19 protein-coding genes and 1 pseudogene are annotated in these 25614 nt (G+C 52.6%); 2 read left to right on the top strand and 18 right to left on the bottom strand.

What is annotated here, in order from left to right:
- Positions 1-7 precede the first annotated feature (7 nt).
- From V3U24_10325 to V3U24_10305, 5 genes are all read right to left on the bottom strand, one after another.
- Positions 8-247, bottom strand: a complete 240-nt coding sequence (locus tag V3U24_10325) for a hypothetical protein (protein MEE9167837.1) — start codon at positions 245-247, stop codon at positions 8-10.
- Between the two features lie 19 nt (positions 248-266).
- A complete protein-coding gene (locus V3U24_10320; protein MEE9167836.1) occupies positions 267-470 on the bottom strand; it encodes a hypothetical protein in 204 nt (67 codons plus the stop codon).
- A 1-nt stretch (position 471) separates the two neighbouring features.
- Positions 472-1965 (bottom strand): sodium/solute symporter, encoded by a 1494-nt coding sequence (locus V3U24_10315; protein MEE9167835.1) that lies wholly within the window; start codon positions 1963-1965, stop codon positions 472-474.
- A gap of 256 nt (positions 1966-2221) precedes the next feature.
- A complete protein-coding gene (locus V3U24_10310; GenBank protein ID MEE9167834.1) occupies positions 2222-3496 on the bottom strand; it encodes a RagB/SusD family nutrient uptake outer membrane protein in 1275 nt (424 codons plus the stop codon).
- Positions 3497-3511: 15 nt separating this feature from the next.
- Positions 3512-6577: a SusC/RagA family TonB-linked outer membrane protein gene (locus tag V3U24_10305; GenBank protein MEE9167833.1), complete on the bottom strand. Its 3066-nt coding sequence runs from the start codon at positions 6575-6577 to the stop codon at positions 3512-3514.
- Between the two features lie 305 nt (positions 6578-6882).
- Between V3U24_10305 and V3U24_10300 the strand changes: the two genes are divergently transcribed.
- A complete protein-coding gene (locus V3U24_10300) occupies positions 6883-7347 on the top strand; it encodes an Hsp20/alpha crystallin family protein (GenBank protein MEE9167832.1) in 465 nt (154 codons plus the stop codon).
- Positions 7348-7416: 69 nt separating this feature from the next.
- Here the strand turns inward: V3U24_10300 and V3U24_10295 are convergent, their stop codons facing one another.
- From V3U24_10295 to V3U24_10250, 10 genes are all read right to left on the bottom strand, one after another.
- The gene (locus V3U24_10295) at positions 7417-9183 is read right to left on the bottom strand and encodes a long-chain fatty acid--CoA ligase (protein ID MEE9167831.1); all 1767 of its coding nucleotides are present in this window, start codon (positions 9181-9183) and stop codon (positions 7417-7419) included.
- A gap of 27 nt (positions 9184-9210) precedes the next feature.
- Entirely contained in the window at positions 9211-9780 is a 570-nt protein-coding gene (locus V3U24_10290; protein ID MEE9167830.1) for a hypothetical protein, read from the bottom strand.
- Between the two features lie 4 nt (positions 9781-9784).
- Positions 9785-10480, bottom strand: coding sequence for a YggS family pyridoxal phosphate-dependent enzyme (locus V3U24_10285; GenBank protein MEE9167829.1), 696 nt, complete (start codon positions 10478-10480; stop codon positions 9785-9787).
- Positions 10477-12990: a DNA gyrase subunit A gene (gyrA, locus tag V3U24_10280; GenBank protein MEE9167828.1), complete on the bottom strand. Its 2514-nt coding sequence runs from the start codon at positions 12988-12990 to the stop codon at positions 10477-10479. Before gyrA ends, V3U24_10285 begins: the two co-directional genes overlap by 4 nt.
- A 14-nt stretch (positions 12991-13004) precedes the next feature.
- A complete protein-coding gene (gyrB, locus tag V3U24_10275) occupies positions 13005-14993 on the bottom strand; it encodes a DNA topoisomerase (ATP-hydrolyzing) subunit B (protein MEE9167827.1) in 1989 nt (662 codons plus the stop codon).
- Positions 14990-15265 (bottom strand): DUF721 domain-containing protein, encoded by a 276-nt coding sequence (locus V3U24_10270; GenBank protein ID MEE9167826.1) that lies wholly within the window; start codon positions 15263-15265, stop codon positions 14990-14992. Before V3U24_10270 ends, gyrB begins: the two co-directional genes overlap by 4 nt.
- A gap of 108 nt (positions 15266-15373) precedes the next feature.
- Complete coding sequence (dnaN, locus tag V3U24_10265; GenBank protein MEE9167825.1) at positions 15374-16492, bottom strand: DNA polymerase III subunit beta; 1119 nt, start codon at positions 16490-16492, stop codon at positions 15374-15376.
- Between the two features lie 457 nt (positions 16493-16949).
- A complete protein-coding gene (locus tag V3U24_10260; GenBank protein ID MEE9167824.1) occupies positions 16950-18254 on the bottom strand; it encodes a peptidylprolyl isomerase in 1305 nt (434 codons plus the stop codon).
- Positions 18247-19074, bottom strand: a complete 828-nt coding sequence (locus V3U24_10255; protein ID MEE9167823.1) for a peptidyl-prolyl cis-trans isomerase — start codon at positions 19072-19074, stop codon at positions 18247-18249. Before V3U24_10255 ends, V3U24_10260 begins: the two co-directional genes overlap by 8 nt.
- Positions 19075-19109: 35 nt before the next feature.
- Positions 19110-21131, bottom strand: a complete 2022-nt coding sequence (locus V3U24_10250; protein ID MEE9167822.1) for a DEAD/DEAH box helicase — start codon at positions 21129-21131, stop codon at positions 19110-19112.
- Here V3U24_10250 and V3U24_10245 point away from each other — a divergent pair.
- Positions 21123-21416, top strand: coding sequence for a hypothetical protein (locus V3U24_10245; GenBank protein MEE9167821.1), 294 nt, complete (start codon positions 21123-21125; stop codon positions 21414-21416). The two genes, V3U24_10250 and V3U24_10245, sit on opposite strands and share 9 nt — an antisense overlap.
- A 312-nt stretch (positions 21417-21728) precedes the next feature.
- Here V3U24_10245 and V3U24_10240 read toward each other — a convergent pair.
- The 3 genes and pseudogenes from V3U24_10240 to mnmE form a co-directional block, all read right to left on the bottom strand.
- A pseudogene (locus tag V3U24_10240) lies at positions 21729-21953 on the bottom strand (hypothetical protein).
- Between the two features lie 389 nt (positions 21954-22342).
- Positions 22343-24214, bottom strand: a complete 1872-nt coding sequence (gene mnmG, locus V3U24_10235) for a tRNA uridine-5-carboxymethylaminomethyl(34) synthesis enzyme MnmG (protein ID MEE9167820.1) — start codon at positions 24212-24214, stop codon at positions 22343-22345.
- Between the two features lie 28 nt (positions 24215-24242).
- A complete protein-coding gene (mnmE, locus tag V3U24_10230; protein ID MEE9167819.1) occupies positions 24243-25613 on the bottom strand; it encodes a tRNA uridine-5-carboxymethylaminomethyl(34) synthesis GTPase MnmE in 1371 nt (456 codons plus the stop codon).
- Between the last annotated feature and the right edge of the window lies 1 nt (position 25614).

Raw genomic sequence — 25614 nt, 5'->3', positions numbered from 1 at the left:
AATGTATCTATGATTTTGGGGTGCGATTTCGCTCTCCCTTCTCCCTTCCTCTCCTGCCCCTGATGATGGAGAAACCACCTGCCGCCAAGAGCAGAAACCCCGCGACAAGATTCGTGGCAACACCCCGGGCCAATGGCACCTGGGGAGTGGCCCTGACAAAAAAAGTGGCCACGACGATAATGGAGCCAAACACCAGCCAGAAAATGCCCATGATTTCCAGTGGCCGGAATTCCCTTTTTTCAGTCAAGTTAATCCTCCTTACAGTTCTAAAAACTCATATAGATAACGATTTGAATGACCAGACACAGGGTCGCCCAGATTCTCAGGTCCCGCCAGACGGCATCGTCGGGCGCACCCTGAAAGATGAAACGCCTGGGGCGGAGCCATGTCCAAACGATCATTCCCGTGAAGGCACTAACGGCAAGGATTTTCCCCCAAAACAGGGGAATGGTGGCCAGCCAGTCGGTCACGTTACTCTTCTCCTCTGGCCCTTTTAGCTAGAATGTTTTGAATTCCTTTATCCTTCATGACCAGGCCGTATACTAATCCTTCCAGTTTGTCCGCGGACTCGGGCTCCGTGAGCAGACTAACGATGGCATTCAGCAGCAGGGCCCCGACGAACGACCACCAGGCGATATAGAGAAAGCTCCAGTCCATGGCGAGAAAAAGGAAACTTGAAATGGCAACGCCCCCAAGCAATCCCGCCAGGCCCCCCCATCCAGTCGCTCGTTTCCAGTAGATACCCAAAAGAGTGATGGCAAACGTCGGTCCCTGAAAGATAGACAGCAGCGTCTGCATGGCCACATAGATTCCCGGAAATTTCTGGGTCACGGGCGCAAAGAGAATCGCCCAGACAACAAATACGAAGGTGAGGGCCCTTCCCACGGTAAGATAATGTCTGTCTGACCCGTTCTTGACAATGAACCGCTGGTAAATGTCCCGGGTCCAGAGGGTGGCAGCTGAGTTGAGCGTTGAATCCACGCTGGAGATGAGGGCCGCCATAAACGCAGCAAATACAAGTCCTGCCAGTCCCGCAGGCAGCAGCGTCTTAATGAGCCACGGAAACGCTTTGTCCATTTCAGGGCCCACCAGATTGGGGTTGAGTGCCAGTGCGAGCAAACCGGGCAGCACCACCAAAACGGGAACAAACATTTTCGGAATCGCAGCAAAGAGCATTCCTGCCTTGGCGTCCCATTCGCTCCTCGCTCCCAGTGTTCTCTGGATGATCGCCTGATGGCAACACCACCAGGCCGGGGAGAGGACAAACGCCAACCCGAATATCATGCCCAACCAGGGATATGTGGGATTGTCCAGCGGCAGAAACAGCTTGAAGTGGTCAGGGTGCGTTGGAATAATCTTGTCTACAAGTCCTGACCAGCCGCCCACGGTCCAAAGGCCCAGAATCGTAAGGGCGATGCCGCCGATAAACATCACCAGAAGCTGCACCACATCCGTCATGGCCACCGCGGCAAGACCACCCGTGATCGTATACACTCCCACCACCACTGCCGTAATCAGGAGACTGATCCGTATAGGAATGCCCAGATATTCATTCAACATAAGGCCGCTCGCCCAGAAGAACACCCCTAACACACACGCGAGAAAGGATCCCCAGAGCAGCGCCTCGATAACACGGACAGCCGTGTTATACCGCTTCCCGAGGAATTCCGGCACCGTGTAGACCCCGGCTTTCCAGTAATAGGGGACAAACAGAAGTGACGCCAGAACCATCGCGGGAATGGCTCCAAGCCACTCATAATGGGCTTGGGCAATGCCAAATCGATAGGCGCCCCCCGCCGCGCCCATGTAATCATAAGCACCAATATTGGTGCCGATTATGGACATGCTTATCACCCACCATGGCAACATTTTGCCCGCAAGAAAATAGTCCCGCTCCGTTCGAACAAACTTTCTGAAATAGACACCAAAGATGGGGAGGGCGACCAGGTAGGCAACTACGATCACGAGGTCAATTCCGCGAATATCCACAGAAACATAATAAGAACCTCCCGGGGCTAATTTCAATCTAAATTGCTGTAAACCAAGGCATCTAGAAATTTGTGGCCTTGTTATCGCCGGCTTGTTGATTAGTGGTGGAGATGATTCCGCCACGATAATGTGTGGGGTGTTTAAGAAACGGGCGTGTCAGGAGCTGTAAACATAAAAGGCCTCCAAGGATGATTCCTCGAAGGCCTGCATTTGTGCTGGGTTAGATTCTTCTCTAACCCGGAGTCTCCGTTTCCGGCAAAGGAAACGTGACTATGGCATCGCCGTCCCTATCCAAAGGGAGATCGTCTAACTTATTATAGTGTCGCATGTCAATCAAGCGATGCCCTTCCAGGAACAGGGAGTACCGTTTCTCATAAAGAAGCCGATCCAGTGCGTTGCCGGCGTCCGTATCGGTGTAGGCGTCCAGTCCGGCTGCCTCCCGAACGATATTCATGTCGGTTTGAGCGTCATCATAATCCCCGAGTCCAATATTCGCCTCTGCCTGAAGAAGTATCAGCTCCTCATTGCGGATAATAGAAACCGGATCGAAGCCACTGCTCCACATAATGGGAGCAAGGTTGCTTGTCAGGTCGTCGTAGGTGATCACAGGAAGAGAGGCTTCCCGGACGGTCACTTTGCTGGAGAACCGGGCATCCCCGTCCTCTGCATCCGTTTCAAACGTCGGATGACCCAGGAGCTTCACAAATGTTGCTGTCGGGTCCTCATACATTTCGCTCTCCTGATCATTCAGTCCAGAGCTGAACACATGGAAGACACCCTCATCCAGGTCGCCGCTTTCATCCAGGAATGACTCCGCTAGAGCATCGAGGGCATCCTGCCACCGGTCATCGTACACGGCTACTCTGGCGGCCAGGGCCCGGTTGAACTCGGCAAACGTACTTGCTGGACTGTCAAAGCCGTCAAAACCTGAGCTTAAAACAAAGGAGAATTCGCCCCCGGCATCCTGGAGGTCATCATAACCTCCCTCCAGAAGTGACTCGATCTCGGCGAAAACCTCGGTTTTTGTGGCAACAGACACATTGATGTTTCCATCATAGTTAGTTCTGGCACCATTTTCGTCCTGCATGTTGATCACCAATAAAAGGTTATACGCCAGAATGGTCTTCGCGAAACCCCTCACCCCAGCATCCGTGTCAGTCCTTTCCAACAGCAGGTTGCAGTTTTTTATCACGCGGTAGTGAGCGTTCCACGGTCTCGTCGTCAAGAACCCGCCCGGATCCAGGGGCCCTCTCAGCAGTTCGCCCGTATACCTGGGATCGGCAGGTTCGAGATAGTAGACTTCCCTGCCCACGACACCTATATTCCGTAGATAGATGTCCAGATCGACCCTCATGCCCGCTTCGGCTCCAGTCACCAGGGATTGAATCGTTGCCGATTCCACGACTGGTGAGTTGGGATCAGCAAAGTCTAGCGTGTCGCATCCTACCCACAGAACAACCGCTGCCAGGGGAACGATCTTCTTAAAGGAATTCATTCTTAGGATCATCACGTTCACCTCCTGCTATAATCCCAGAGAAATGCTGAAGTAAACCGCTCTCGACGATGGGAACGGGTTTGTATCCACCGAACCTCCGATGGCGATATTTCCGAACTGACTGACCTCTGGATCCAGTCCTGTATAGTCAGTCCACACCGCCAGGTTGCGACCACTAATACCCAATCTAAGACCGGATATGGATCCTCCGAACCAGCTTTGTATCTTCTCGCGATCAAAATCATAGACCAGACTCAGTTCTCTGAGCTTCATGTAGGAACCGTCCTCAACATACGGCCGGGTCAACCCGCCCAACGCTGCCAAACGACCCGGGCCACTTTGCATGGTTTCCGTCGAATCCTTTCCGTCTGATGTTTCAAACCCCTCAGAGGGACGGAAGGTGAACTCTACATCATCTTCGTAATCTTCCGTCGTCCCACCCAAGTCATAGATTAGCTTGGCCAGGTTGATGATATACCCCCCCTTCTTCCAGTCAAGGAGAAACTGCAGGGTGAAGTCGCCAACCCTGACACTGTTGTTGAAGGACATCTGGAAGTCAGGCGTCTCGTCACCCAGTTTTACGTGCTGATGTACCCCGTCTTTCTTGACAGGCACTAGATCGCCACTTGAATCATACTCGTACTGCATTTCTGATCCAACAATGGCTGTGGGCGACCATCCTTCTTCAATCCTGTAGGTACCGAGGAACGTTGCAAACCCACCCATATTAAAAGGATCCACATCCCCGCTCAGCTTGGTTATTTCAGACGCTGTCTTGTAGTAGTTGACTCGGGACGTCCAGTTCAGTTGGCTTCTGCGGACCGGGTTGAGAAGCAGGGAAAATTCCGTTCCCTTGGTCTCCATTTCTGCCGCGTTCATCCATTTGTTCGTTGCTCCTGAAGAGGACGCTTGATCAACCTCCAGGATTAACTCTTCTATGTTCTGCTGGTACAGCGTGAATTCAACAGAGCCAAAGCCGCTGAGGAACGAAAAGTCCACGCCGTATTCCAGCTCAGTCGTTTTCTCCGGGTTGATTTCGAAGTTCCCCAGGACTCTAGAAGGAATTAACCCCGAATTGCCGCCTATATTCATCGGAATCAGGGACGTAAACTTCGCCGTTGCGCTGGGCAGGTTTCCTGTTTGCCCCCAGGCCAGTCTTGGTTTGAAGTCATCAATAATTCCACCCAGGGCCCCAACCTGGTAAGAAGCGGAGAACTTTGGATAGGTGAACCATTCCTCCGTATCCCCCAGGGTGCTGCTTTTGTCCCCTCGCATTCCGAACGCCACGTTGATCTGATCTCCTATGCTCACTTCCTCCTGAGCAAAGAAACCGCGATCCTGCTGCATCCTCCTGGTATGATAGACATCGGCAGAGCTGGCCTGGTCCACATTGGTCTGACCTACCACCATCCCTTTTGCATGGACGAAAACCTGATCCCAATCCTGGGTTTCATACTGCAGCCCTGCGGTTGTCGTGAAGTTAAGGTTGCCTGGTAGAATCATACGATGAACCAGGTTTGTATAAAGATTCGTGTTCAGGTTGTTGGCTGTGGTGTTGACCGACTGACCGGGAGTTGACGATGTCTTTTCGTATTGCAACTCGGCGGGTGAGAACACCTTGTTCTCCTGCGCATAAAAATCTACGCCTGTCGAGGTGATCCAGTCTAAGCTCATTTTCTCCCTTTTGAAGAGGCCATAGGTAAACTCGATTGAACCTAGTGCCCGGTTCGTCAGTTCGCTATTCACAAATGCACGGGCCGTATGCAGGTAGTTTGATGGATTTGTAGGATGATCAGGATAGACACCATCCTTGGCCCGTATGTCCAGGAAGCTTGGTGTAAAACCGATGGAGAATCCGTACGTGATATTCGTATTGTCGTTCCCGGTTACTCCCCTGTCTGAATCCGTCCTTATGAGGTTGGTGCTCAACCTGACCCTTGCTTTGTCGCTAAACCTGTGACTGATATTCACACGACCCGACCATCTTTCAAAGCCGGTGTTGACAATAGTAGCCCTTTCGTTCATGTGCTGTCCAGAAAGGTAGAATTGGGTACGCCCCGTTCCACCGGCTGCGCTAACTAACGTTTCTGACAGTTCTCCGCTGCCGCTGGCATACAACTCCTCCTCATAATCAATATCTCTGCCTATCCATGAGTTTATATCTGAGGAGTTGCTGAGTCCCAAGGCAGCAATATCCGCCCCGAATTGATCCTCCGCCTCCGCGTAAGTTTCAAAGACTCTGTGACCCATCTTATTCAACAAAGAACGTTGCCCCACCTTATGCGAGATGCTGAATTTGGTTTTTCCACCCCTTCCTCTCTTGGTGTTAATGATGATCACGCCGTTGGAGGCCTTGGAACCGTAGAGAGCTGCCGCACTAGCTCCTTTGAGGACCTCAATACTTTCGATATCGTTTGGATTGATATCCCCAATTCGATTCGTGGGTTGTCCCTGGGGCGTGGCACTTCCGGCTCCTGTAGCCTTAGTTATCACATCTACGCCCGATTGATTGGCAAAATTGTTTAGGATCACTCCATCCACCACGTATATGGGCTGCGTACTCCCCTGAATCGTAGAGATACCCCGAAGGTTCACGTTCATTCCTCCCCCTGGCGCACCCGTGTTCTGACGAACATTGATGCCCGCGAATTTACCACTCAGAGCACCGTCAAGAGTCTGAACCGGAGAGGGAATCAACTCATCTCCGGACACGGTGGCCACCGCGTTCGCAAGGTTCCTTCTTTTGACCGTCGACGCAAGTCCCGTCACAACCACCTCAGACATTTTAAGCACATCTTCTTCCATCTGAACGTCGGTTATTCCCACACCGGTACCTACTACAACATCCTCCGATTTGTAACCGATGAAGGTCACGGTGAGCGTTACTTCTTCATCGGGAACATCCAGCCGGTACTCACCGTCCAGATCCGTTGTTGTTCCCATCAGGGATCCTTTCACGACAATTTGGGCTCCGGGAAGCGCTTCTCCTGTGGTCCTCACGGTCACCTTTCCCGTAACCTCTCGTTCCCCTTTAACGGCCTGGAATCCAAACAACAAAATAACAGCCAGGATAAATGTGTGCTTCGTCGTCATGAGCATATACCCCTACGTAATATTAATTATGTGTTGTGTTGGCGGTGGCCTTTTTGGGCCCAGCATGCCAGTTGCTACAGTAACAGTAAAGTTCGCCACCAATAATAACAGAAGTCAAGAAAAAAGTGCTCCGTGGCCAAGAATGTGGTCGAAAGGTCAGAATGGGTGACTTTGTTTCAGGTCATTTCTGACAGTACGGCTGTGGGAGATGACGTTTCGCCACAATCGGCTACCTGGCATACCCGTTGCATAATGATAAAGCGTGAAGATCGAAAACAGACCAATTAAGTCAAGGAGAAAGAAAAATGAACCTGATTAAATGGACACCTAGAAGCAGCTTGTTAAGGCCCTTCGGTATTGACTCCTGGGCCGATGAGACGGATCGATTTTTCGATTCCTTCGCTCGCTGGCCCGTTCATCCTTCACGCTTTCATGATGCGGACTGGTTGCCCTCCTTCGATGTTGTGGAGAAGGAGAAGGAACACGAGGTGCGTGTTGAGGCTCCGGGGATGAAGAAGTCAGATTTTCATGTCGCAGCTAAAGACGGTGTGCTGACCATTTCCGGGGAGAAGAAGGATGAGGAGTCAAAAAACGGCGATCGTTACAGCTACAGGGAATCGCGTTACGGCCGGTTCTCCCGCTCATTTCGCCTGCCTGACGAGGCAACGGAAAAAAATATCAAGGCCAACTATAAAGATGGCGTCCTGACTGTTTCCCTGCCCCGTTCCAAGCCTCTGAAGGCGAAAGAGATCGAGGTTGAGATCAGCTGAGATTGCCGACAACTAAAATAAATCGTAATTCATACAAAAGCCTCCGGTTGCCTCCGGAGGCTTCTTGGTTCAGTTGTCTTCCTCATACATTTCCTCGATCAGGGCCACCCAGTTTTCCGCAATCACGTGTCGAACCATTTTCAACGTAGGAGTGAGCTCACCTTTCTCCTGCATGAGTGGACGGCCGAGAATCCGGAACTTGCGAATATTCTCGACTCTCGAAACCCGGGAGTTCACCCGGGCAATCTCTTCCTGGACCTGATCCAGTATTTCTTTGTTTCCGCTTGCCTTTTTTCCCTCATCTCCCCCAGTGGCCTGCTCATCAACAACAATCAAGGCGGTAAGATATTTTCTTCCGTCGCCGATCACAATTGCCTGTTCAACAAGGTCGCTATCTTGGAGCAATCCTTCAATATACGCCGGGGCAATGTTTTTGCCGCCAGACGTGACGATGATATCCTTCTTCCGACCCGTGATCCATAGAAAGCCGTCTTCGTCAAACTTGCCCAAGTCTCCTGAATGGAGCCATCTGTTAACCAGTGTGTCAGCCGTCGCAGCCTCGTCCTTGAAATATCCTGGAAAAACATTTGGCCCCTTCAGAAGGATTTCTCCATCTTCCGCCGTTTTCACCTCAGTGCCAGGGAGAGGTGGACCCACAGAACCGTAGCGTGTCTGTCCCCACCGATTGAAGGATGTCGGTCCGCTCCCCTCTGATTGTCCGTAGACCTCGAGAATGGGAATATCGACGCTCGCAAAGAACTCCAGGACGGTCGCCGATATGGGAGCTGCGCCGGTCACACAAAAACGGGCTCTCCCCAAGCCCATTGCATATTTCAACTTCGAGAGGACGAGCTTGCGGGCAATTCCGAACTGAAGCCGGGTTCCCCATCCCACTTCTCCTCCTTCGTTTCTCACGCCATGAACCTTGCTCGCCACCCACCGGGCCCAACTGAGAAGGCCCTTCTTCGCTCCTCCCACATCCTGGAGCTTGGGATAGACGGCAGCAAACACTTTCTCCCATACCCGCGGTACACCGAAGAAGATGGTGGGCTGAACATCACGCAGGTTTTCCGCCGCTTTCTCCTGACTCTCCGCAAAATCGACCTTCCAACCTGCGATCATGGGTGCGTGAATCGTGAACATTTGTTCGGCAATATGTGATAGGGGTAGATAGGAAAGGGAGGAGTCTTCGGTGGTGATTTCGAACATGTCGATGGCCGTCTGTGCCGTCCAGATTAGATTTCGATGGGACAGCATAACCGCCTTGGGCGGGCCTGTCGTCCCCGAGGTATAGATGAGCGTCGCAAGGTCGCCCGGCTCAATTTTCTCCCCTCGCTCCTCAAGCTCCTTCAGCTGAACGCTATCTCCTCTCCCGAGAAACTCTTCCCATCCAAGAACCATGGGGTCGTCGCTTGTCGCCCCCTTCATGAGGATCACCTGCCTCAGTTTCGGGAGACTTTTTCTCTCTCCCAGGATCTTTTCCAACTGAATAGTGTTCTCAACCAGCACGATCGTCGCCTCCGAATGGGAAAGTATGTACGCAACCCCCTCGGGTGAGCTCGTTTCATAGATGCCTGCGGGAACTCCCCCGGCCATCATGGCGGCCAGATCGAAGATCACCCATTCCGGCCTGTTATATCCAAGAATACAGACCTTCCCCATTGGCTCAAGTCCAAGACTTATCAACGCTCGACCAGCCTGCTCCACCTCTGTAGCGTAGTCTGACCAGGTGACCGTACGCCATTCCCCCTCTTTTCTGTAACGGACAGCAGCCACTTCGGGCTGCTGTTCCGCCTGCTTCAATAAGTATGCCGGTATGGACTCTACTTCTCTCATCTCGGTTGTACAAATAAGAAGAGAAGGTCAGACTGCATCGATTCTCTCTATGACGTTTGATATGAACTGGGCGAGAACTTTGCCGTGGGGATCCCGACTCCTGTTCCACCCCATGGCCATGACCTCCATCCCGGCATAAGCCGCACATAGGGCCACGTGGGCGGTTATTTCCGACATGTTCTCCCTCACCTCCCCATGGAATCTCTCTGGCCCCACTGTGCTCACAACGCGCTGGGGAAGTCCCACGCTTTCCCTGACATAAATCCGCCCCATATCTGGAAACCGGGGACGATATCCAATGGGCGTTTTTCCAGCCAGAGGATTAATCCCCGACAAGTTGCGATGGTCAATAATCTGCACCAGCGCGTCCGCCCCTGTTACAAGGTCTATCAACCAAAATCGTTTAAGATCCCGGGCCTCCTGCAGGTCTATGAAGTTTTGGGGCTGTATGATCTCGGGAGACAGTTCGTCCGGTGAAATAACTGTTCCCCTTTCACTCTCCATAACAGAATGCGACCCAAGCCGCTTTCCTGCCCTGTGTGTCACTGGAAATGCCCCCTGGTAGGCTTCGGCACCGTGAGGAAGATAGAAAACCATTGTACTATGCCGGCCTTGGTCCAAAGAGCACTGTCCCCAGCCTCAGCATGGTCGCCCCTTCTTCCACCGCCAGTTCGTAGTCCGCGCTCATGCCCATCGAGAGATGAATGAGCTGTCTTTCTCTCGGCGCCTGACCGTTTAAGTCTTCCTTCAACTTCCAGAGCCCGCGGAAGGTTCTTCTAATCTCCGACTCATCTTCGGTTAACGTCCCAATGGTCATTAAACCATCGACGCGAAGTCCCTCCATAGCCATCACTTCAAGCATCTCCTCCGTCTCGTGGGCATGGAACCCAAATTTGGCCGGATCCTCTCCAGTATTAACCTGAATAAGGGCGGCCATTTCCTTGTCTTCTTCTTCAGAACATCTGGCCACTTTTCGTGCGAGTTTCACGGAATCCAGTGAGTCAATAGCATCGAATATCCTCACGGCCATCCGTGTTTTATTAGACTGGAGGTGTCCGATGAGTCTTCGTTTCATTCCAGGAAGGGGGGGGATCTGTTTGAACTTGGCCTCGGCCTCCTGCACGCGATTTTCCCCAATGGATTTGATACCTGCTTCGTACGCGCTTAGAATGACCTGGGGGGGGAATGCTTTGGTAACGGCCACAATTTCTATGGGGGGTTCGTTTCCCCGGCCGGCGTGGGATCGGGCCTTGGCGATCCTCTGCGCAACCGATTGAAGGGCGGCGGGACTGATCACGCGTTATTTTCTACTGCACCGGTAGAGGACGGCTCTTCCTTGTTTTCCCCATTATTAACCGTCTCTCCTTCTTCTTCCTCCTGTTCCTCACGAACCACGCGCGTCACCGTGGAAATCTTATCATTTTTATCCAGGCGTATCAATTTCACCCCTTGAGTTACACGTCCGATAGTCCTGATGGTCGATATCGGCTGTCGTATGAGGACGCCCCGATCTGTAATGACCATGAGATCGTCCGTCTCAACCACCTCCATAATCGATACCATTTTCCCCACTTTTTCTGTTGTCCGCATGGTCATGATTCCCATACCGCCTCGCTTCTGAACCCGGTACTGCAAAACATCGGTGCGCTTCCCATACCCGTTCTTTGTGGCAACCAGAATCGTCCCTTCCCTCCGAACGACGACCATTCCCAGCACACGGTTTTTCTTCGATGCGAGGCGGATGCCGATGACACCCCTCGTTTTTCTGCCCATGGGCCGCACATCCCTCTCGGAAAAACGGATCGCTTTTCCCTCTCTTGTTCCGAGGAGCACGTCATTGTCCCCCTCCGTGATCTTGGCGTCAATCAGCTTGTCACCTTCCTGAATGTCGATGGCATAGATGCCACCCTTCCGGGGGTGTCCGTATGCAGACAGCTTGGTTTTCTTGACAAGGCCCCTTTCCGTTGCCATGATGATGAATCGTTGTTCATCAAACTCTTTGACGGATACGAAGGCTTCCACCCTTTCCCCTGGTTCACATTCAATAAGGTTTACGATGGCCCGGCCCTGAGTCGCCCGGCCTCCCAGTGGAACCTGATGCACCTTAAGCCAGTAACACTTCCCCCGGTCTGTAAAAAAGAGCAGATAGTCGTGCGTGTTTGCGATGAAAAGATGCTCAACGAAATCATCTTCTCTCATGCCGGCTCCCTGGAGTCCACGCCCGCCCCGGCGCTGACGACGGTACGTCGACGTCGACGTCCGCTTGATATAGCCGTTGTGCGTGATCGTAAGGACCACGTCCTCCTCGGCAATCATGTCCTCAACGGAAAAAGAGGTTCCCACGGGTGCGATTTCCGTTCGGCGCTCATCGCCGTAAAGTTCCCGAATCCCCTCCAATTCCTCCTTAATAATCGCCATCCGTTGCGCCTTACTGTCCAGAATGCCCCGCAGCTTCGCAAGTAGCTTAATTGTCTCCTTGTATTCCTCAACCACTTTCTCCACTTCCAGGCTTGTCAACCTCTGAAGTCTCATCTCAAGGATCGCCTGTGCCTGCTTGTCAGACAGGTCAAAATTCTCCATCAGGCCTTCCTTAGCATCTTTGGGGTCTTTTCTCCCACGAATAAGAGCGATCACGTCATCGATGTTGTCGAGGGCAACTTTGAGGCCCTCCAGAATATGGGCTCTTTCCTCCGCCTGTCTCAAATCATATTCTGTCCGCCTCGTTACCACATCATGTCGATGATCGATAAACAGCTGCATCATTTCCTTCAACGAAAGGACTTTCGGCACGCCGTCCACGAGAGCCAGAAGAATTATCCCAAAGGTCTCCCTCAGCTGGGTGTTTACATAGAGTTGATTGAGAACGACCTCGGGAATTGCATCCCTCTTTGTTTCAATGACAATCCGGATTCCTTCCTTGTCGGATTCATCCCGGAAATCGGAAATGCCGGAAATTTTCTTCGCCCGAACCAACTGCGCTATTTTCTCGAGCAGATTTGATTTGTTGATCTGATAGGGTATCTCACTTACAATAATACTCGACCTCCCCTGTTTGTTTGTTTCTATGAAGGCCCGGGCCGTCATGGTGATCTTTCCCCGGCCAGTTTCATAGGCCTCCCTGATTCCCTCCACGCCTTCAATTATGGCGCCTGTGGGCAGATCGGGGCCTTTTATATATCCCATTACTTCGTCCACCGTCATCTCGGGATTCTCAATAATGGCAATCAATCCGTCCGTTACTTCTGTAAGATTGTGTGGAGGGATTTTGGTTGCCATGCCCACGGCGATTCCCTCAGCCCCGTTGACGAGTAAGTTGGGTATGACTGTGGGAAGAACAGCTGGCTCTTCAAGGGTCTCGTCAAAATTGGCAGTCCAGCGGACCGTCTCTTTCTCAAGATCACGGAGGCTTTCTCCTCCCAGGCGAGTCATTCTTGCCTCGGTGTACCGCATGGCAGCTGCATTGTCGCCATCAACCGAGCCGAAGTTTCCCTGACCGTCCACCAGGGGATACCGCATGGCAAAAAGCTGCGCCATTCGCACCAGGGAAAAGTAGACGGACGTATCGCCGTGTGGGTGGTACTTCCCCAGGACATCGCCCACGATACGGGCACACTTTTTATATCCACGGTTCCAATGGAGTCCCAACTCATTCATCCCGTACAGAATTCTCCTGTGGACGGGTTTGAGGCCATCCCGAACATCAGGAAGGGCCCTGGCGACGATGACGGACATGGAGTAGTTGAGATAACTCTCCCGCATCTCATCAACAATGTCGCGGCCTATGATGTTTTCCCGGGCAATATCCATACTATGCTCGTCTGTTAGATGTCCAGGTAGGAGACAAACTGGGCGTTACTTTCAATGAAATGCCTGCGGGCCTGAACATCGCTTCCCATGAGGTCAGTGAATGTCTTTGCCGCCTCAGACCCATCATCGATGGTTACCTGAAGCAGCGTCCGTCTGTCGGGATCCATTGTGGTGGTCCAGAGCTGATCGGGATTCATTTCTCCCAGTCCTTTGTACCGTTGAACTTCGATCTTTTTGGTCTTGTTCTCCCTTCTGAACCGTTCTATGATGATATCTCTCTCCGCGTCTTCATATGCATACTGTTCCTTCGATCCCTGCCATATTCTATAAAGCGGTGGTTGAGCAATATAGACATGGCTGTTGGTGATCAGCTCGGACATGCGACGATAAAGAAACGTGAGAAGTAACGTTCGGATGTGACTCCCATCCACATCGGCGTCTGTCATGAGTATGATCTTGTAGTAACGGAGCTTTGTCAGATCAAAATCTGCGCCGGAGCGCTCGGCCTCATCGTCTGAGTCCCCTCCAAAACCCGTTCCCAGCGCGGTCACAATGGCCTGAATTTCATTATTTGACAGTAACCGGTCTATACGCGCCTTTTCTGCATTAATCACCTTTCCCCGAAGTGGCAGTATCGCTTGAAATCTCCGGTCTCTTGCCTGCTTTGCCGATCCACCCGCAGAATCCCCCTCCACCAGATATAATTCACAGATGGCTGGGTCCTTGCTGGAACAGTCTGCGAGTTTGCCGGGAAGCGAACCTCCCTCAAGGCCACTCTTCCGGCGTATCAGTTCCCGGGCCTTCCTTGCCGCTATTCTGCTCGCGGCTGCAATGACGGCCTTCCCTATGATCCTCTTCCCAACGGCAGGGTGCTGTTCCAGGAACTCCTGCAGTCCCTCGAACACGCTGGAGTCAACGAGCCCTTTTACCTCTCCGTTGCCAAGCTTTGTTTTTGTCTGACCTTCAAACTGTGGTTCAGCTACTTTCACCGAAATAATAGCCGTCAATCCCTCACGAAAGTCCTCCCCCGTTAGCATTACTTTTTCTCCCTTGCTCCCTTTCAATAAATTATTCCTCGCGACATAGGTGTTCATAGCCCGGGTAAGGCCAGACCGGAATCCCGCCAGATGAGTTCCCCCTTCCACTGTATTAATATTGTTCACAAAAGAGAGGATGTTCTGACTGTATCCGTCATTGTACCGAAGTGCCACATCAATAGGGACCTGCCCCTCTTCGCGCTTCACCGTAATGATCTCTTTGTGAAGGGCCTGGGCGCCCCCATCGAGAAACACCACGAAATCTTCAAGACCTCCCTCATACCGGAACGACTCCTCCTCGATTTCGTCTCCCCGCACATCTGCAATTACTATCTCAAGATTGTTGTTGAGGTACGCGAGCTCCCTCAACCGGTCCGCTATAACTTCCCTGTGCCATTCTATGGACTCAAAGATTTCTTTGTCCGGGTGAAATGTGATTTTTGTTCCCGTCTTTTTTGATGTCCCCACCACCTCCACCTTTGATACGGCCTTCCCTCGCTCATATCTCTGCCGGTAGATTTTCCCCCCTCTGTGAATCTCTGCTTCGAAGTGATCCGACAGGGCATTCACAACCGAGACACCAACGCCGTGCAGACCTCCCGACACCTTGTATGTACCTTTATCAAACTTGCCGCCCGCATGGAGTACTGTCATAACAAGCTCCAAGGCTGGGATCTTCTCTTGTTTGTGCATTTCTACGGGGATGCCCCGGCCGTTGTCCTCCACGGTCACGGACTCATCCTTGTTCAGCGTCACCACAATTTTGCTGCAGAAGCCGACCAGCGCTTCGTCAATGCTGTTATCCACAACTTCATTAATCAAGTGATGGAGACCTCTTTTTCCCGTATCACCAATATACATGGCGGGGCGCCTCCGGACACCCTTAAGCCCCTTCAAAACTGTGATTTTTTCGGCGCCGTAGTCCTGCACGTCCCTGTTTGCTACAACTTTCCCTTTCGCGTTCATATGAGCTTAATATCCTTGATGATTTTCCGTCCGAGAGCTCTGTTCAGTTTCTCTATGATCTCCTGTTTCTTGAAAATGAGTTCATTCCTCCAGACCGGCGTGGAGACCCTTACGATAAGGGTCCCCTGCTTAACCTCCTCCGGTATGGTGTTCTTCGAAATGGGTTCACCCACAACGTCGTTCCACAGAATCACCGCTTTGTTCTGCAACACGGCACTTTCTATCCCCGTCTTTCTCAACAGGGAGGTCAGTACTTTGCTAAGTTCTTCCAAATTTGATTGCTTCCGGCTTTTTCGTTCAGCACGGCAAACCGTTACAAGGTTGCTGGGCCAGTAAAGAAGATTAGGAGGACGCGTAAAATAGGTGGTGCAAATACTCGATTATTGAGCTGTCGTACGCATTGGCATAAGGAGCATCGTCAGTTCTTCGTTTTCAACCTGGGTTTCTGGAACAATGAGACCGGCACTCACTGATGTCTTAAGCCTCATGATGACTTTGTCGGTGTCCAGATGGGACAGCAGATCACCGAGATATGCTGCGTTGTATCCTATGAGCAGTTCGTCACCTTCGTACTCGAGGTCAATCTTTTCCTTTGCACTCGAGGCCCGTTCGGGGTCTTCAGTGGAGATCGAATTTTCCTCCGTCGAAAACTTGAGGGTGATCTGCCTGGTAGAGCGATTTGAAAAAATTGCTACTCGCCTCACAGCAGCCAGAAGATCCTCTCTGTTTGCCTTAACAATCTTGTCCTGCTCTTGAGGCAGCACGGTCCTGTAATCCGGGTACCTCTCATCAATGATTCGTGTAAAGACTGTCATGTCGCCAAATGATACTGTCACGTGATTCTCACCTATCCACAGGACAATCTCTTTTTCCTCGTGCATGTGCTGCAGTACAAGTTGCAGGAACTTCCTTGGTACAATAATTTCACCCCGGTATCCTCCGGATGACTGGTCTGATCTTGAACATATGGAAAGCCGGTGTCCATCTGTTGCCACTGCGGTGATGGAGTCCTCGCGAAACTCAAAAAGTGTCCCCATTAATGCTGGCTTCAATTCATCTGAACTCAACGCAAATACCGTTTTCCCAATGAGCCTCTCCAGCGTTTCAGATGGAACAACCACCTCCTTCTTGTCGTCCACTTCGGGGATCGCTGGAAATTCATCCCCGTCCGAACCCGAAATATCGTAGCTGCCGAAATCCGTGTCAATAGTTACTCTCCATTTCTCATCGGCTTCAATGCTCAAGTCCGTCTCCGGCATCGCGTTTGTTGTCTCCATAAGCACCCTGTGGGGAATCGCAACGCTTCCCGTCTCCCGTATATTGACGTTCAGGCGTATGACCATTGTGATCTCCAGATCCGTTGCCCGAAGCACAAGGGCGTTCTCCTCAGCCTCGAACAATACACTGTTCAAGATCGGAACTGTTGATCTTCCCGGCATTGCTTTCGCCAGATTTTGTAGTGCTTGTTGGAGCGCATCCTTGGAAAGGGAAATTTTCATCGATCGTTGTCCTTACACTCTGAAATTTTTACTAAATCAAGGTTCGCAGGCTAGACATTGATGTTAATTATAAATAGAGTTACTCACAACAATTTTTTCCTCTTCATACAATAAATAAAGGATATTTAGAAACAATATTGTAGTAATAATAAGGGGTGTGGATAAACCAACTTCGAAGGTCCTGCAAAAGACCAATAATAAGATATTTGGGGAGGAAGAGACGGTATAATGATTTGTTACTTTATGTGGATAATATGTCAAACAACAAGTTATATATAATATAAGGTAACGCGTAAAGAGTAACGATTGTAGGGGTAATATGGACAGGGATATGTCAAACGTGGTGCGTGAAGCGTCTAACGTCTAAGATTTTCACTGGCGGTGGCAGCGCCCCGGGGTGTCCAGAGGATGCTGCGGACTGGAGGCTGGCACATGAAGGGTGAAGAGTGAGGAAGGTTTATTGGATGAACGTCTTGATGTAAAGAGAACTTGAAGCTTTTTCTATCCAATCTGAAAAGAAGTCGGATTTTTTTTTCGCCAGGGCGAGGGTCTCTATTTCAGACCAATGGGATGACAAAGCGGGAAAACCGCCCACCTTAATACCCTGGAGAAGCAAAAGGTGATAGCCATCGTTAGAACGGATAGGGACTGAAATATCGCCAACGGTTAGGATGGGAAGAGCCTCGGCCATTTCGGGAACGGGAAGGGTGGAAGGGCTTACCCAACCAAGGTTTCCGCCCTGCAGTCTGGAGAGTTCGTGAGCGGAGTAGCGCTGGGCAAAGGTGGAAAAATCATTCCCCGAAACTATGCTGTCCCGGATCGACAGAGCGGCACTGTAGACACTATCCTCGTCCGCATCAGACATCTGAGGGGAAATCAGGATGTGGCGGACGTTGATTTTCTCGCCAACCTTGTTCACGAGCTGCACGATGTGGTATCCAAAGCCTGTCTTAATAATGGCGCTTGTTTCATCGGGTTCCAGAGAGAAGGCCAGCTCTTCAAATTCGGGAACAAGAGTTCCCCGGCTGACGAGCCCTAGTTCTCCGCCGTGCGGTGAGGAGCCGGGATCCTGGGAATACTCGCGGGCGAGCGCGGCGAAATCTTCCCCCGTGAGGACCCGTCTCCGTATGGAGCGAATGTAATCGTATGCAGCCTGTCGGCTTTCTTCCCCCGGGGCGAAGCCGAATAGAATGTGGCTTATGTCGTAGAGAGTGGGGAGAGCTTGAAGGCTGTCTCTGTATTCGTCATAGAAAGTCACAACCTCATTCCGGGTGACGGCAACATCACTGAGCAATTCTTCCTGAAACCGCTGGGAGATGAGTTGATCATGCATGTCCGGCCAGAGTTCTCTGCGCATTTCAGTGACGGACTTTCCCATAAGTTCAGCCACGCGCGCTTCCGATCCGTATTGGGCGACGAGAGATTCAAGGTACTGGTCCAGCGCCGCATCAACCTCACGATCGTTAACCTCAACGGTCTCGATTTCCGCCATTTCGAGCATAAGCTTCTGGTCAATCATGGACTCAAGAACCTGTTTTTGGAGTTTACTCAAACGATCAGTATCGCGCTGAGGGTCCAGTTTAAGTTCCAGCGCGGACCTGAAGACGAGCTCCGCCAATTCGCTTTTTAGAACGATATTGTCTCCGACGATTGCCGCAATCCCATCGATTGTTTCCTGGCCGCAGAGGAAAGAACTGGAGACAAAAAGGAAAAGAACGGCTAGACGCGTTCGTTTGGAACGGGTGGTCTCGGTGTCAGTCATGGGCGATGTAGTCTCGATTTATGTCGAGTGAATAGGCCGCCTTCAAACTGTCCATAAGGTGCAAATGGAGGAGCCGGGATTTAAGGCGGAAGAGTCGCTGGGAGATTTCGTCATAAACCTCATCAAGACCGCGGTAAGTTCCTTCCGGATATAGATCCAGGACCTCCAGAACGTGGAACCCATAGGCAGTTCGGACAGGCCCCAAAACGCCGCGCGGCTGCCGGGAGCCAAAAAGCTGTCGATCCAGCTCGGGAACAAGCTGCCCTTTTCTGACAGTCTTGATATCGACACGGTGTGACGCGAGGAGATTCTGTCGCACCTCGCCATCGTAGGAAAGAAGACGTTTCTTTACGTCCGCAGCTTCATCCTCTGTGGGGAGCAGGAAATGAGAAACCTGGGCTTCAGGAACAGCTCTGCGGAACGCGTCACGGTTCTTTGTATAGTGCTCTCTCACTTCATCCGTTGAAACAAGGACCCTGTCTGAAAGGTAGATATCGAGAAAAGTGCTTCCGTACAGAGATTTCCGATAATTATCAATACGCCTCTCAAGATCCATGTCCTGGTCCAGGCCTTTGTGAACGGCTTCGCGGAACAGGAGTTCCCGTTCGGCCCACTGATGAATTGCGTCTTCCACAAGGGATGCCCGGCCGAGGCTTGAGGATTTGGGGGGGAGGGCTTTTTGAAGATCAGCCTCCGTAAAGAGCGTCTCGCCAATCCTGGCAACGTAGTCCAGTTCTTCAGGGTTTTTCTCACAGGCGGTGATGGCAAGGAAGGAGCCAAGGACGAGGCAGGGGAGAACTCTTCCGGTGGTACGAGGCACGATTATGTAAATTGAGAACAGGTGAAATATGTCATTCAACGAAAGTTAGAGTAGTCGGGACTCGATTCAAAAAGGTATTGGGCGAGTTTAAGTCCATGGGCAGGATCCTTGGAATCTTTTGAAATGATAATCTCCAGGCCACCTTTTGAATCGTGCGTGAATTCTAAAGGACACCCGAGAGCATCAAAGCGAGTCCGCACATTTTCCACGTAGGCAAGGAGGGCTTTGCGCTCTTCCCACGGGGCCAAATGGGCCCGTATCCCTTGCCGCGAAATGGTGAGCCTCGTCACAGATCTTTCTTTCGCTTTAAGCTGGAGCGCAGCAACAGTGAGAAGGTTGTCTGTGGGGGGAGGATAGGGACCATAGCGGTCTTTCATTTCCTCGGCTACGTCTGCTAACTCTTCTCGGTTCTTGGCACTGGAGAGGCGACGATAGAAGTGGAGCCGGTCTCCCACTTCGCTGACATAAGAAGTAGGAATCATGGCACTGCCGCTGAATGAGACGTCAGCAGTCGGGGGCACCAGTTCAGGAGAATCTTTTTGCAACCGTTGGTTTGCGGCCTCCTCAACGATTTTGCAGAAAAGGTAAAACCCGACAGATGAAATGTGGCCAGACTGTTCAACGCCGAAGAGGTTTCCCGCACCGCGCATTTCCAGGTCTTTGAGGGCGAGGGCATAACCGGACCCGAGGGAAGAGTGATATTCTATGGTTCTGAGGCGATCTAGGGCCGCGGCCGTTAATTTCCGGTCATGAGGGATAAGAAGATAGCAGAACGCCTGCTTGTCACTTCTGCCCACACGACCGCGAATCTGGTGAATTTGAGAAAGGCCAAACCGATGAGCATTGTTGACAAAGATTGTATTCACATTGGGCAGGTCGATGCCCGATTCTATGATCGTGGTGCAGATTAGGACATCCAGTTTTCGGCCCAGGAAGCCCACCATAGTTTTTTCCAGTTGACGGCCGGGTAGTTGACCATGGGCGACACCCAGAGACAAAGAGGGAAGCAGCCTTTCCAGTCGGGTGCGTAGATCATCAATCGTTTTAACATTATCGTTGACAAAAAAGACCTGTCCGCCCCGCTGGATTTCAGCCATCACGCCCCTCTGGACAGTGTCCTCGCTGAATGTCACGAGTTTTGTCACGATTGGTAGCCGCTCTCTGGGGGGTGTCATGATGCTGGAGACGTCGCGTATTCCGAGAAGTGAAAACTGAAGTGTCCTAGGTATCGGTGTGGCGGTCATGGTAAGAACATCAACTTCCGTGCGGAGCGTCTTAAGCTTCTCTTTTTGTCGAGCACCGAATCGATGTTCTTCATCAACAATGACCAGACCGAGGTCGGCAAACTCTATATCGGGGGAGAGTAGCCGGTGTGTGCCAACCAGCACATCCACTTGGCCGAGCCCAAGGTGACGAACGGTTTCCCTGGCTTGCGCGGGGGGAGTGAATCTGGATAGAAACGCAACCCGCACGCCAAGAGGGTCGAGCCTGGCCGTGAAGGTGATGTAATGCTGATTCGCGAGTATCGTGGTTGGCGTGAGCACAGCCACCTGCTTGTTATCATAGGCTGCCTTGAGCGCTGCCCGCAGGGCAACTTCTGTTTTTCCAAAGCCCACATCGCCACAAATGAGACGGTCCATAGGCTTTGAAGCTTCCATGTCCTCGCAGACATTCGCGTACGCCCTTATCTGATCCCCAGTTTCAGTGTAAGGGAAAGACTGTTTCAGTTCGGCGTGGAGCTCTGCGTCTTGAGAGAAGGAGTACCCTTTTGACTTGTGTCGCAGGGCGTACAGGTTGATGAATTCATCCACGACTTTTTCGGCAGAGCGGCGGGTCTGCTGCTTAAAGCGCTGCCATTTGGTGGAAGCAAGACTTGACAGCGGAGGAGGCTTGGTGGAGGAGCCTACGTAGGGGTGAACCCGGCCTAAACGGTGGAAAGGGACATGCACCAGGTCGCCGCCTTTATACAAAATGGAGACACACTCCTGTTTGGCTCCCGGGGCTCCCACGGTGGTAAGACCACGGTAGAGGCCTATTCCGAAATCTTCATGAACCAAAGGACCTCCCCAGACGAAATCCCCAGAAAGCACTGGTGTGGGAGTCTGCTGGGCTTGAACATACGGCGGTTGAACGGGAGGAGGCACGGGCTTGGGAAGCCTGTAGATGTGGGAAAGAGAGAGGCAGAACAGCCCCAGCGGCTCGCTCGAGAAGGACGCCTGGACAGGAGACGGCAACTTATGAAAGTCGTGAAGACTTGGATCGGACGCGGCCTTCCCGCCATGGTGATGATCATGAAAGAGAAAGAATGTAACCTCCTGTTTTTTAGTGAGTTGGTCGATTAGGGCAAGGAGGACTGGGCGGTTTTCATAGAAGGGACCTCGCGCCATGCAGCGAAGATCAATCGGGGAGGCGGGGCCGTGCTCTCCAGGCGGATGGGGCGTCAGGTTGACTAGATGGGGAGGGCCCGTGTCGGTGATGTGCAGAGGGAGGACATGGGGGGGAGGGAAAGGTGGGGAGCCAGGCCGGGGCGCACGGCCGGGCCTGATGCGCCAGGGTGTGGAGAGTCTTAGCTGATCGATGGATGCGCCGGGTTGCATTCGCTGGGACACGGGGTCGAAAGGTCTCAAGGATTCGATTTCATTTCCAAGGAGTTCCACCCGGACAGGGGAGCGGAGGCCGAGCGGAAAAACGTCAACAATCCCGCCGCGCCTCGCGAAGGTTGCAGGAAGGGTAACAGTGGTCACACGTTCGTAACGCCAGGAGGCAAGAGTTTGTTGAAGGTTCTGGAGTTTAAGAGGCTTACCCACGTGAAGGTCGATGGAGGAAGGAGAGGAAGTGTCGTACACGGGAGCGACCCATTCAAGAAGGTGCGCGGGCATAATGAGGACGAGAAATGTCTTGGAGAGGAAGAGATTCAGGGCCTGGTCATCATGGAGGGAGATCGTTTGGGGCGGCTGGGTCGGGGCGGTGGGTGCGTCGTGGGTGATGCGGCCAATCTGTCCAGGGAGCAAGTAGGACAGGTGTTGGAAAAGAATGTCTGCCATGTTAGGGGCAGGGGTGAGACAAAGGAGCGGCTTTGGGACGTGTCTTGAAAGGAGGATGAGGAGAAAAGAGAGAAGGGAATCGTGAACACTGCGGAGAGGAGCAGGTGGTCCAGAGGCAACGCGGTATGTGGAGAGCCACCGCCTCACCGCACTCGACCAGGCGAGGTGGCGGATGAACGGGGAGACCTCTTTTAGCGGGGTTGTTTCACGTGAAACAGGGGTCATTAGGCCGCCAGCATAACGGCAAGAACTGCAACATCTGAGGGGGAGACGCCGGAGATACGAGACGCCTGACCCACTGTTTCAGGACGCACTGCTGAGAGTTTTTCGCGGGCTTCAGAACTGAGGGAGGTGCAGGAGGAATAGTCAAATGACGAAGGAATGGTCTTGGTCTCGTTTTCTGCTAATCGATGGATCATCCGGTTCTGACGCTTGATATAACCGTCATACTTGATAATGGTTTCGGCTTCATCCAGAACATCTCGGGCGACAGAAGGGGGGAGGGGACGCACGGAGCGTGGAGAAAAGAGGCCGACAGACATGAGAAGCGTGACTGAGACATCGGGTCGTTTGAGGAGGGATCCGAGGTAAGAGGCGGAGGACAATGCCTGGTGGAGGTGACCCTTCAGGAGTGAATTTAACTCCTTGTGGGTATGGTGAGAACGCCACAATTGGGCAACAATCGAATCGACCACCGACAGTTTCTTGGACGTGAGTGAGTAAGCTTCGTGGTGTAGAAGACCGGCGGAGAAGCCGATGGGAGACAAGCGGCGGTCCGCATTAGTGTGCCTCAAGAGGAGGCGGTGTTCGGCACGGGCCGTGAACATCCGGTAAGGCTCGGCCGTGTCCTTCGTGATAAGGTCATCTATGAGTACGCCCACATATGCTTGGCTTCTTGTGAGCGTGATGGGGGGCCTGTCCGTTACGCTGAGGGCGGCGTTCATACCCGCGAGAAGCCCCTGGGCGGCGGCTTCTTCATAGCCGGAAGTCCCATTGATTTGGCCCGCGAGGAAGAGGCCGGAAACGTCTTTGGTCTCGAGGCTTGCGGTCAACTGGGAGGGGGGGAAAAAGTCATATTCAATCGCGTAGCCGGGACGGAGGAAAGTGACATTCTCCAGTCCTTGCACCGTGCGGAGAGCGGTCAACTGAACCTCTTCGGGGAGACTGGTGGAAAAGCCGTTGGCGTAAATCTGGGAGGCCCCTGTCCATTCGGGCTCGAGGAACAGCTGGTGAGATGACTTTCCAGAGAACCTGACCACCTTGTCTTCGATGGACGGGCAATACCGGGGTCCCACCCCTACGATCTCACCGGAGTAGATAGGTGATTGCGAAAGATTAGCTCGAATGATGTCATGGGTCTTTTCATTGGTTTGGGTTATGTGACACGGAATGTCGGGAGGTGAGAACAATCGTGTTCTGAATGAGAAAGGGCGCGGTGGCCTGTCTCCGCGAAGTTCGCGGAGGGAAGCGAAATCAATGGACGATTTCTTGAGCCTGGGGGGAGTTCCCGTTTTCAGACGTTCCGATCTGAAGCCGAGCGATACAAGGGATTCCGTAATTCCATTGGAGGCTTCCTCGCCCATGCGACCGGCCCTGATTTTGCGGTGGCCGATGTGGATTAGCCCGTTGAGGAAGGTCCCGCACGTAAGCACAACGGCGCCCGCCTCTACCTTGGCGGAGCCATTGAAGATGAGACCTCGTATGTGGCTTCCTTCAACGGAAACACGTGTCGCCTCTGCTTCGATGATGGAGAGGTTAGGTTGCCCTGAGACCACCCGTTGCATATAGGCTTCATAGCACTTCTTATCGATCTGGGCCCTTGGAGACTGTACGGCCCGTCCTTTTGAGGTGTTGAGCATCTTGAACTGAATGCCGGTGGTGTCGGCTGCAAGACCCATTTCTCCTCCAAGAGCGTCAATCTCACGAACAAGGTGGCCCTTGGCGAGCCCTCCGATGGCAGGATTACATGACATGCGTGCGATGGCCTTCGTGTCGATGCTGGCGAGGGCGACGGTGCACCCCATTCGGGCGGCCGCCAGGGCGGCTTCAACGCCCGCGTGGCCTCCCCCGACAACGACGACGTCGTAAGCCTTCATGAGCTACGGAGGTGTTTCACGTGAAACATTACTTCCCCACACAGAAAGTGGAAAAGATATTATCGAGAATATCCTGGGCAGTGGTAACCCCTAGAATCCTGTCCAGATGAGATAAGGCTTCACGCAGCTCGAAGGCGACGATTTCTGCTTCGCGACCCTCTGCAAGACGTGCGTTCGCCGAAGCCACACAATCCATACAAGCTTCGAGTGCTTCCTTGTGACGAGCGTTTGTGAGAAGGACTTCCTCATCACTCGGGTCTGATGAGACGAGAGTTCGGAAAATGCGTTGGGTGAGCTGGTCCAGGCCCTGACCCTTGAGGGCCGAGACAAAGAGGGGAGTAGCGTCACCCCCGTCAGGGCCACTGGCGGGAAAGATACCTTCCAGGAGATCGGCCTTGTTGAGTACCGTGAGGAAAGGGGCCTCGAAAAAGGGGTGCTTTACAGCACGGGACCAGCTCTCGTTGTGGTCTGAACTATCGAATACCCAGAGGACGAGATCCGATTTTCTGATATATTCTCGTGAGAACTCAATGCCCCGCTTTTCGGCAGGATTGTGGGACCGCCCGAGCCCCGCCGTATCGATGAAACTGATGGGAAAACCTTGGATCTGGTAGAGTACCTCGACGGCGTCACGGGTGGTTCCAGGCGCATCCGAGACAATGACGCGCTCTTCTGCGATGAGGGCATTCAAAAGGGTTGATTTTCCCACGTTGGGCTTTCCGATGATGGAGACAATGGCGCCGTGGGTGAGAAGACGGCCTGTCTGGTAGGTCTCCAGAAGGGCCTTTCCCGTTTCAATGACAGACGAAAGAACACGTTCCTTATCCTTCTGAGTTGATGGGGGGACCTCGTCGGCTGCAAAATCCAACTCCCCCTCCACAAGGACAACGCCATGAAGCAGTTCTTCCTTGAGAGCGTGGATGAGGGATGAAAACTTCCCACTCAAAATGCGATAACTCACCTTCTGGCCCAGGGCAGTTTTGGCCGCGATGACGTCTGACACAGCCTCCGCCTGGGAAAGATCCATTTTCCCGTTAAGAAAGGCCCGTCGGGTGAATTCCCCCGGCCCAGCTGGATGGCATCCAAACTGAAGACATGTTTCAACAATGCGCTGGGGAATCACGGTTCCGCCATGGCAGGAAATTTCCACAACGTCTTCTCCAGTATAGGATTGAGGGCCCTTGAAGAAAGTGATCAGACCGTGGTCAATCTCCTGTCCGTCTCTGTTGCGGAGAGAGCAGAAAAGGGAATAGCGTGGTTGGAAGCGTTCCTTGGGTAATCCGGCCATTTGATGAGCGACATTCAGAGACTTCTGGCCACTTATCCGGATAACGGCGAGGCCGCTTATGCCGAGGGGTGTGGCAAGGGCCACGATGGTGTTTTGGGAAGAGCAAACCACG

This window comes from Candidatus Neomarinimicrobiota bacterium (assembly GCA_036476315.1).
Lineage (GTDB): Bacteria > Fidelibacterota > Marinisomatia > Marinisomatales > S15-B10 > JAZGBI01.
Note: the sequence above shows the minus strand (reverse complement) of the source record. Positions and strands in the feature narration are given on the sequence as shown.

Bases quoted from the DNA above. Each gene is read 5' to 3' on its own strand.
- V3U24_10300 (MEE9167832.1), top strand. From the start codon at position 6,883: ATGAACCTGATTAAATGGACACCTAGAAGCAGCTTGTTAAGGCCCTTC.
- mnmG (MEE9167820.1), bottom strand. From the start codon at position 24,214: ATGAAGGCTTACGACGTCGTCGTTGTCGGGGGAGGCCACGCGGGCGTT.
- V3U24_10305 (MEE9167833.1), bottom strand. From the start codon at position 6,577: ATGACGACGAAGCACACATTTATCCTGGCTGTTATTTTGTTGTTTGGA.
- gyrB (MEE9167827.1), bottom strand. From the start codon at position 14,993: ATGAACGCGAAAGGGAAAGTTGTAGCAAACAGGGACGTGCAGGACTAC.
- V3U24_10245 (MEE9167821.1), top strand. From the start codon at position 21,123: ATGAACCAAAGGACCTCCCCAGACGAAATCCCCAGAAAGCACTGGTGT.
- dnaN (MEE9167825.1), bottom strand. From the start codon at position 16,492: ATGAAAATTTCCCTTTCCAAGGATGCGCTCCAACAAGCACTACAAAAT.
- gyrA (MEE9167828.1), bottom strand. From the start codon at position 12,990: ATGGATATTGCCCGGGAAAACATCATAGGCCGCGACATTGTTGATGAG.
- V3U24_10310 (MEE9167834.1), bottom strand. From the start codon at position 3,496: ATGATCCTAAGAATGAATTCCTTTAAGAAGATCGTTCCCCTGGCAGCG.
- V3U24_10290 (MEE9167830.1), bottom strand. From the start codon at position 9,780: ATGGTTTTCTATCTTCCTCACGGTGCCGAAGCCTACCAGGGGGCATTT.
- V3U24_10260 (MEE9167824.1), bottom strand. From the start codon at position 18,254: ATGACTGACACCGAGACCACCCGTTCCAAACGAACGCGTCTAGCCGTT.
- V3U24_10295 (MEE9167831.1), bottom strand. From the start codon at position 9,183: ATGAGAGAAGTAGAGTCCATACCGGCATACTTATTGAAGCAGGCGGAA.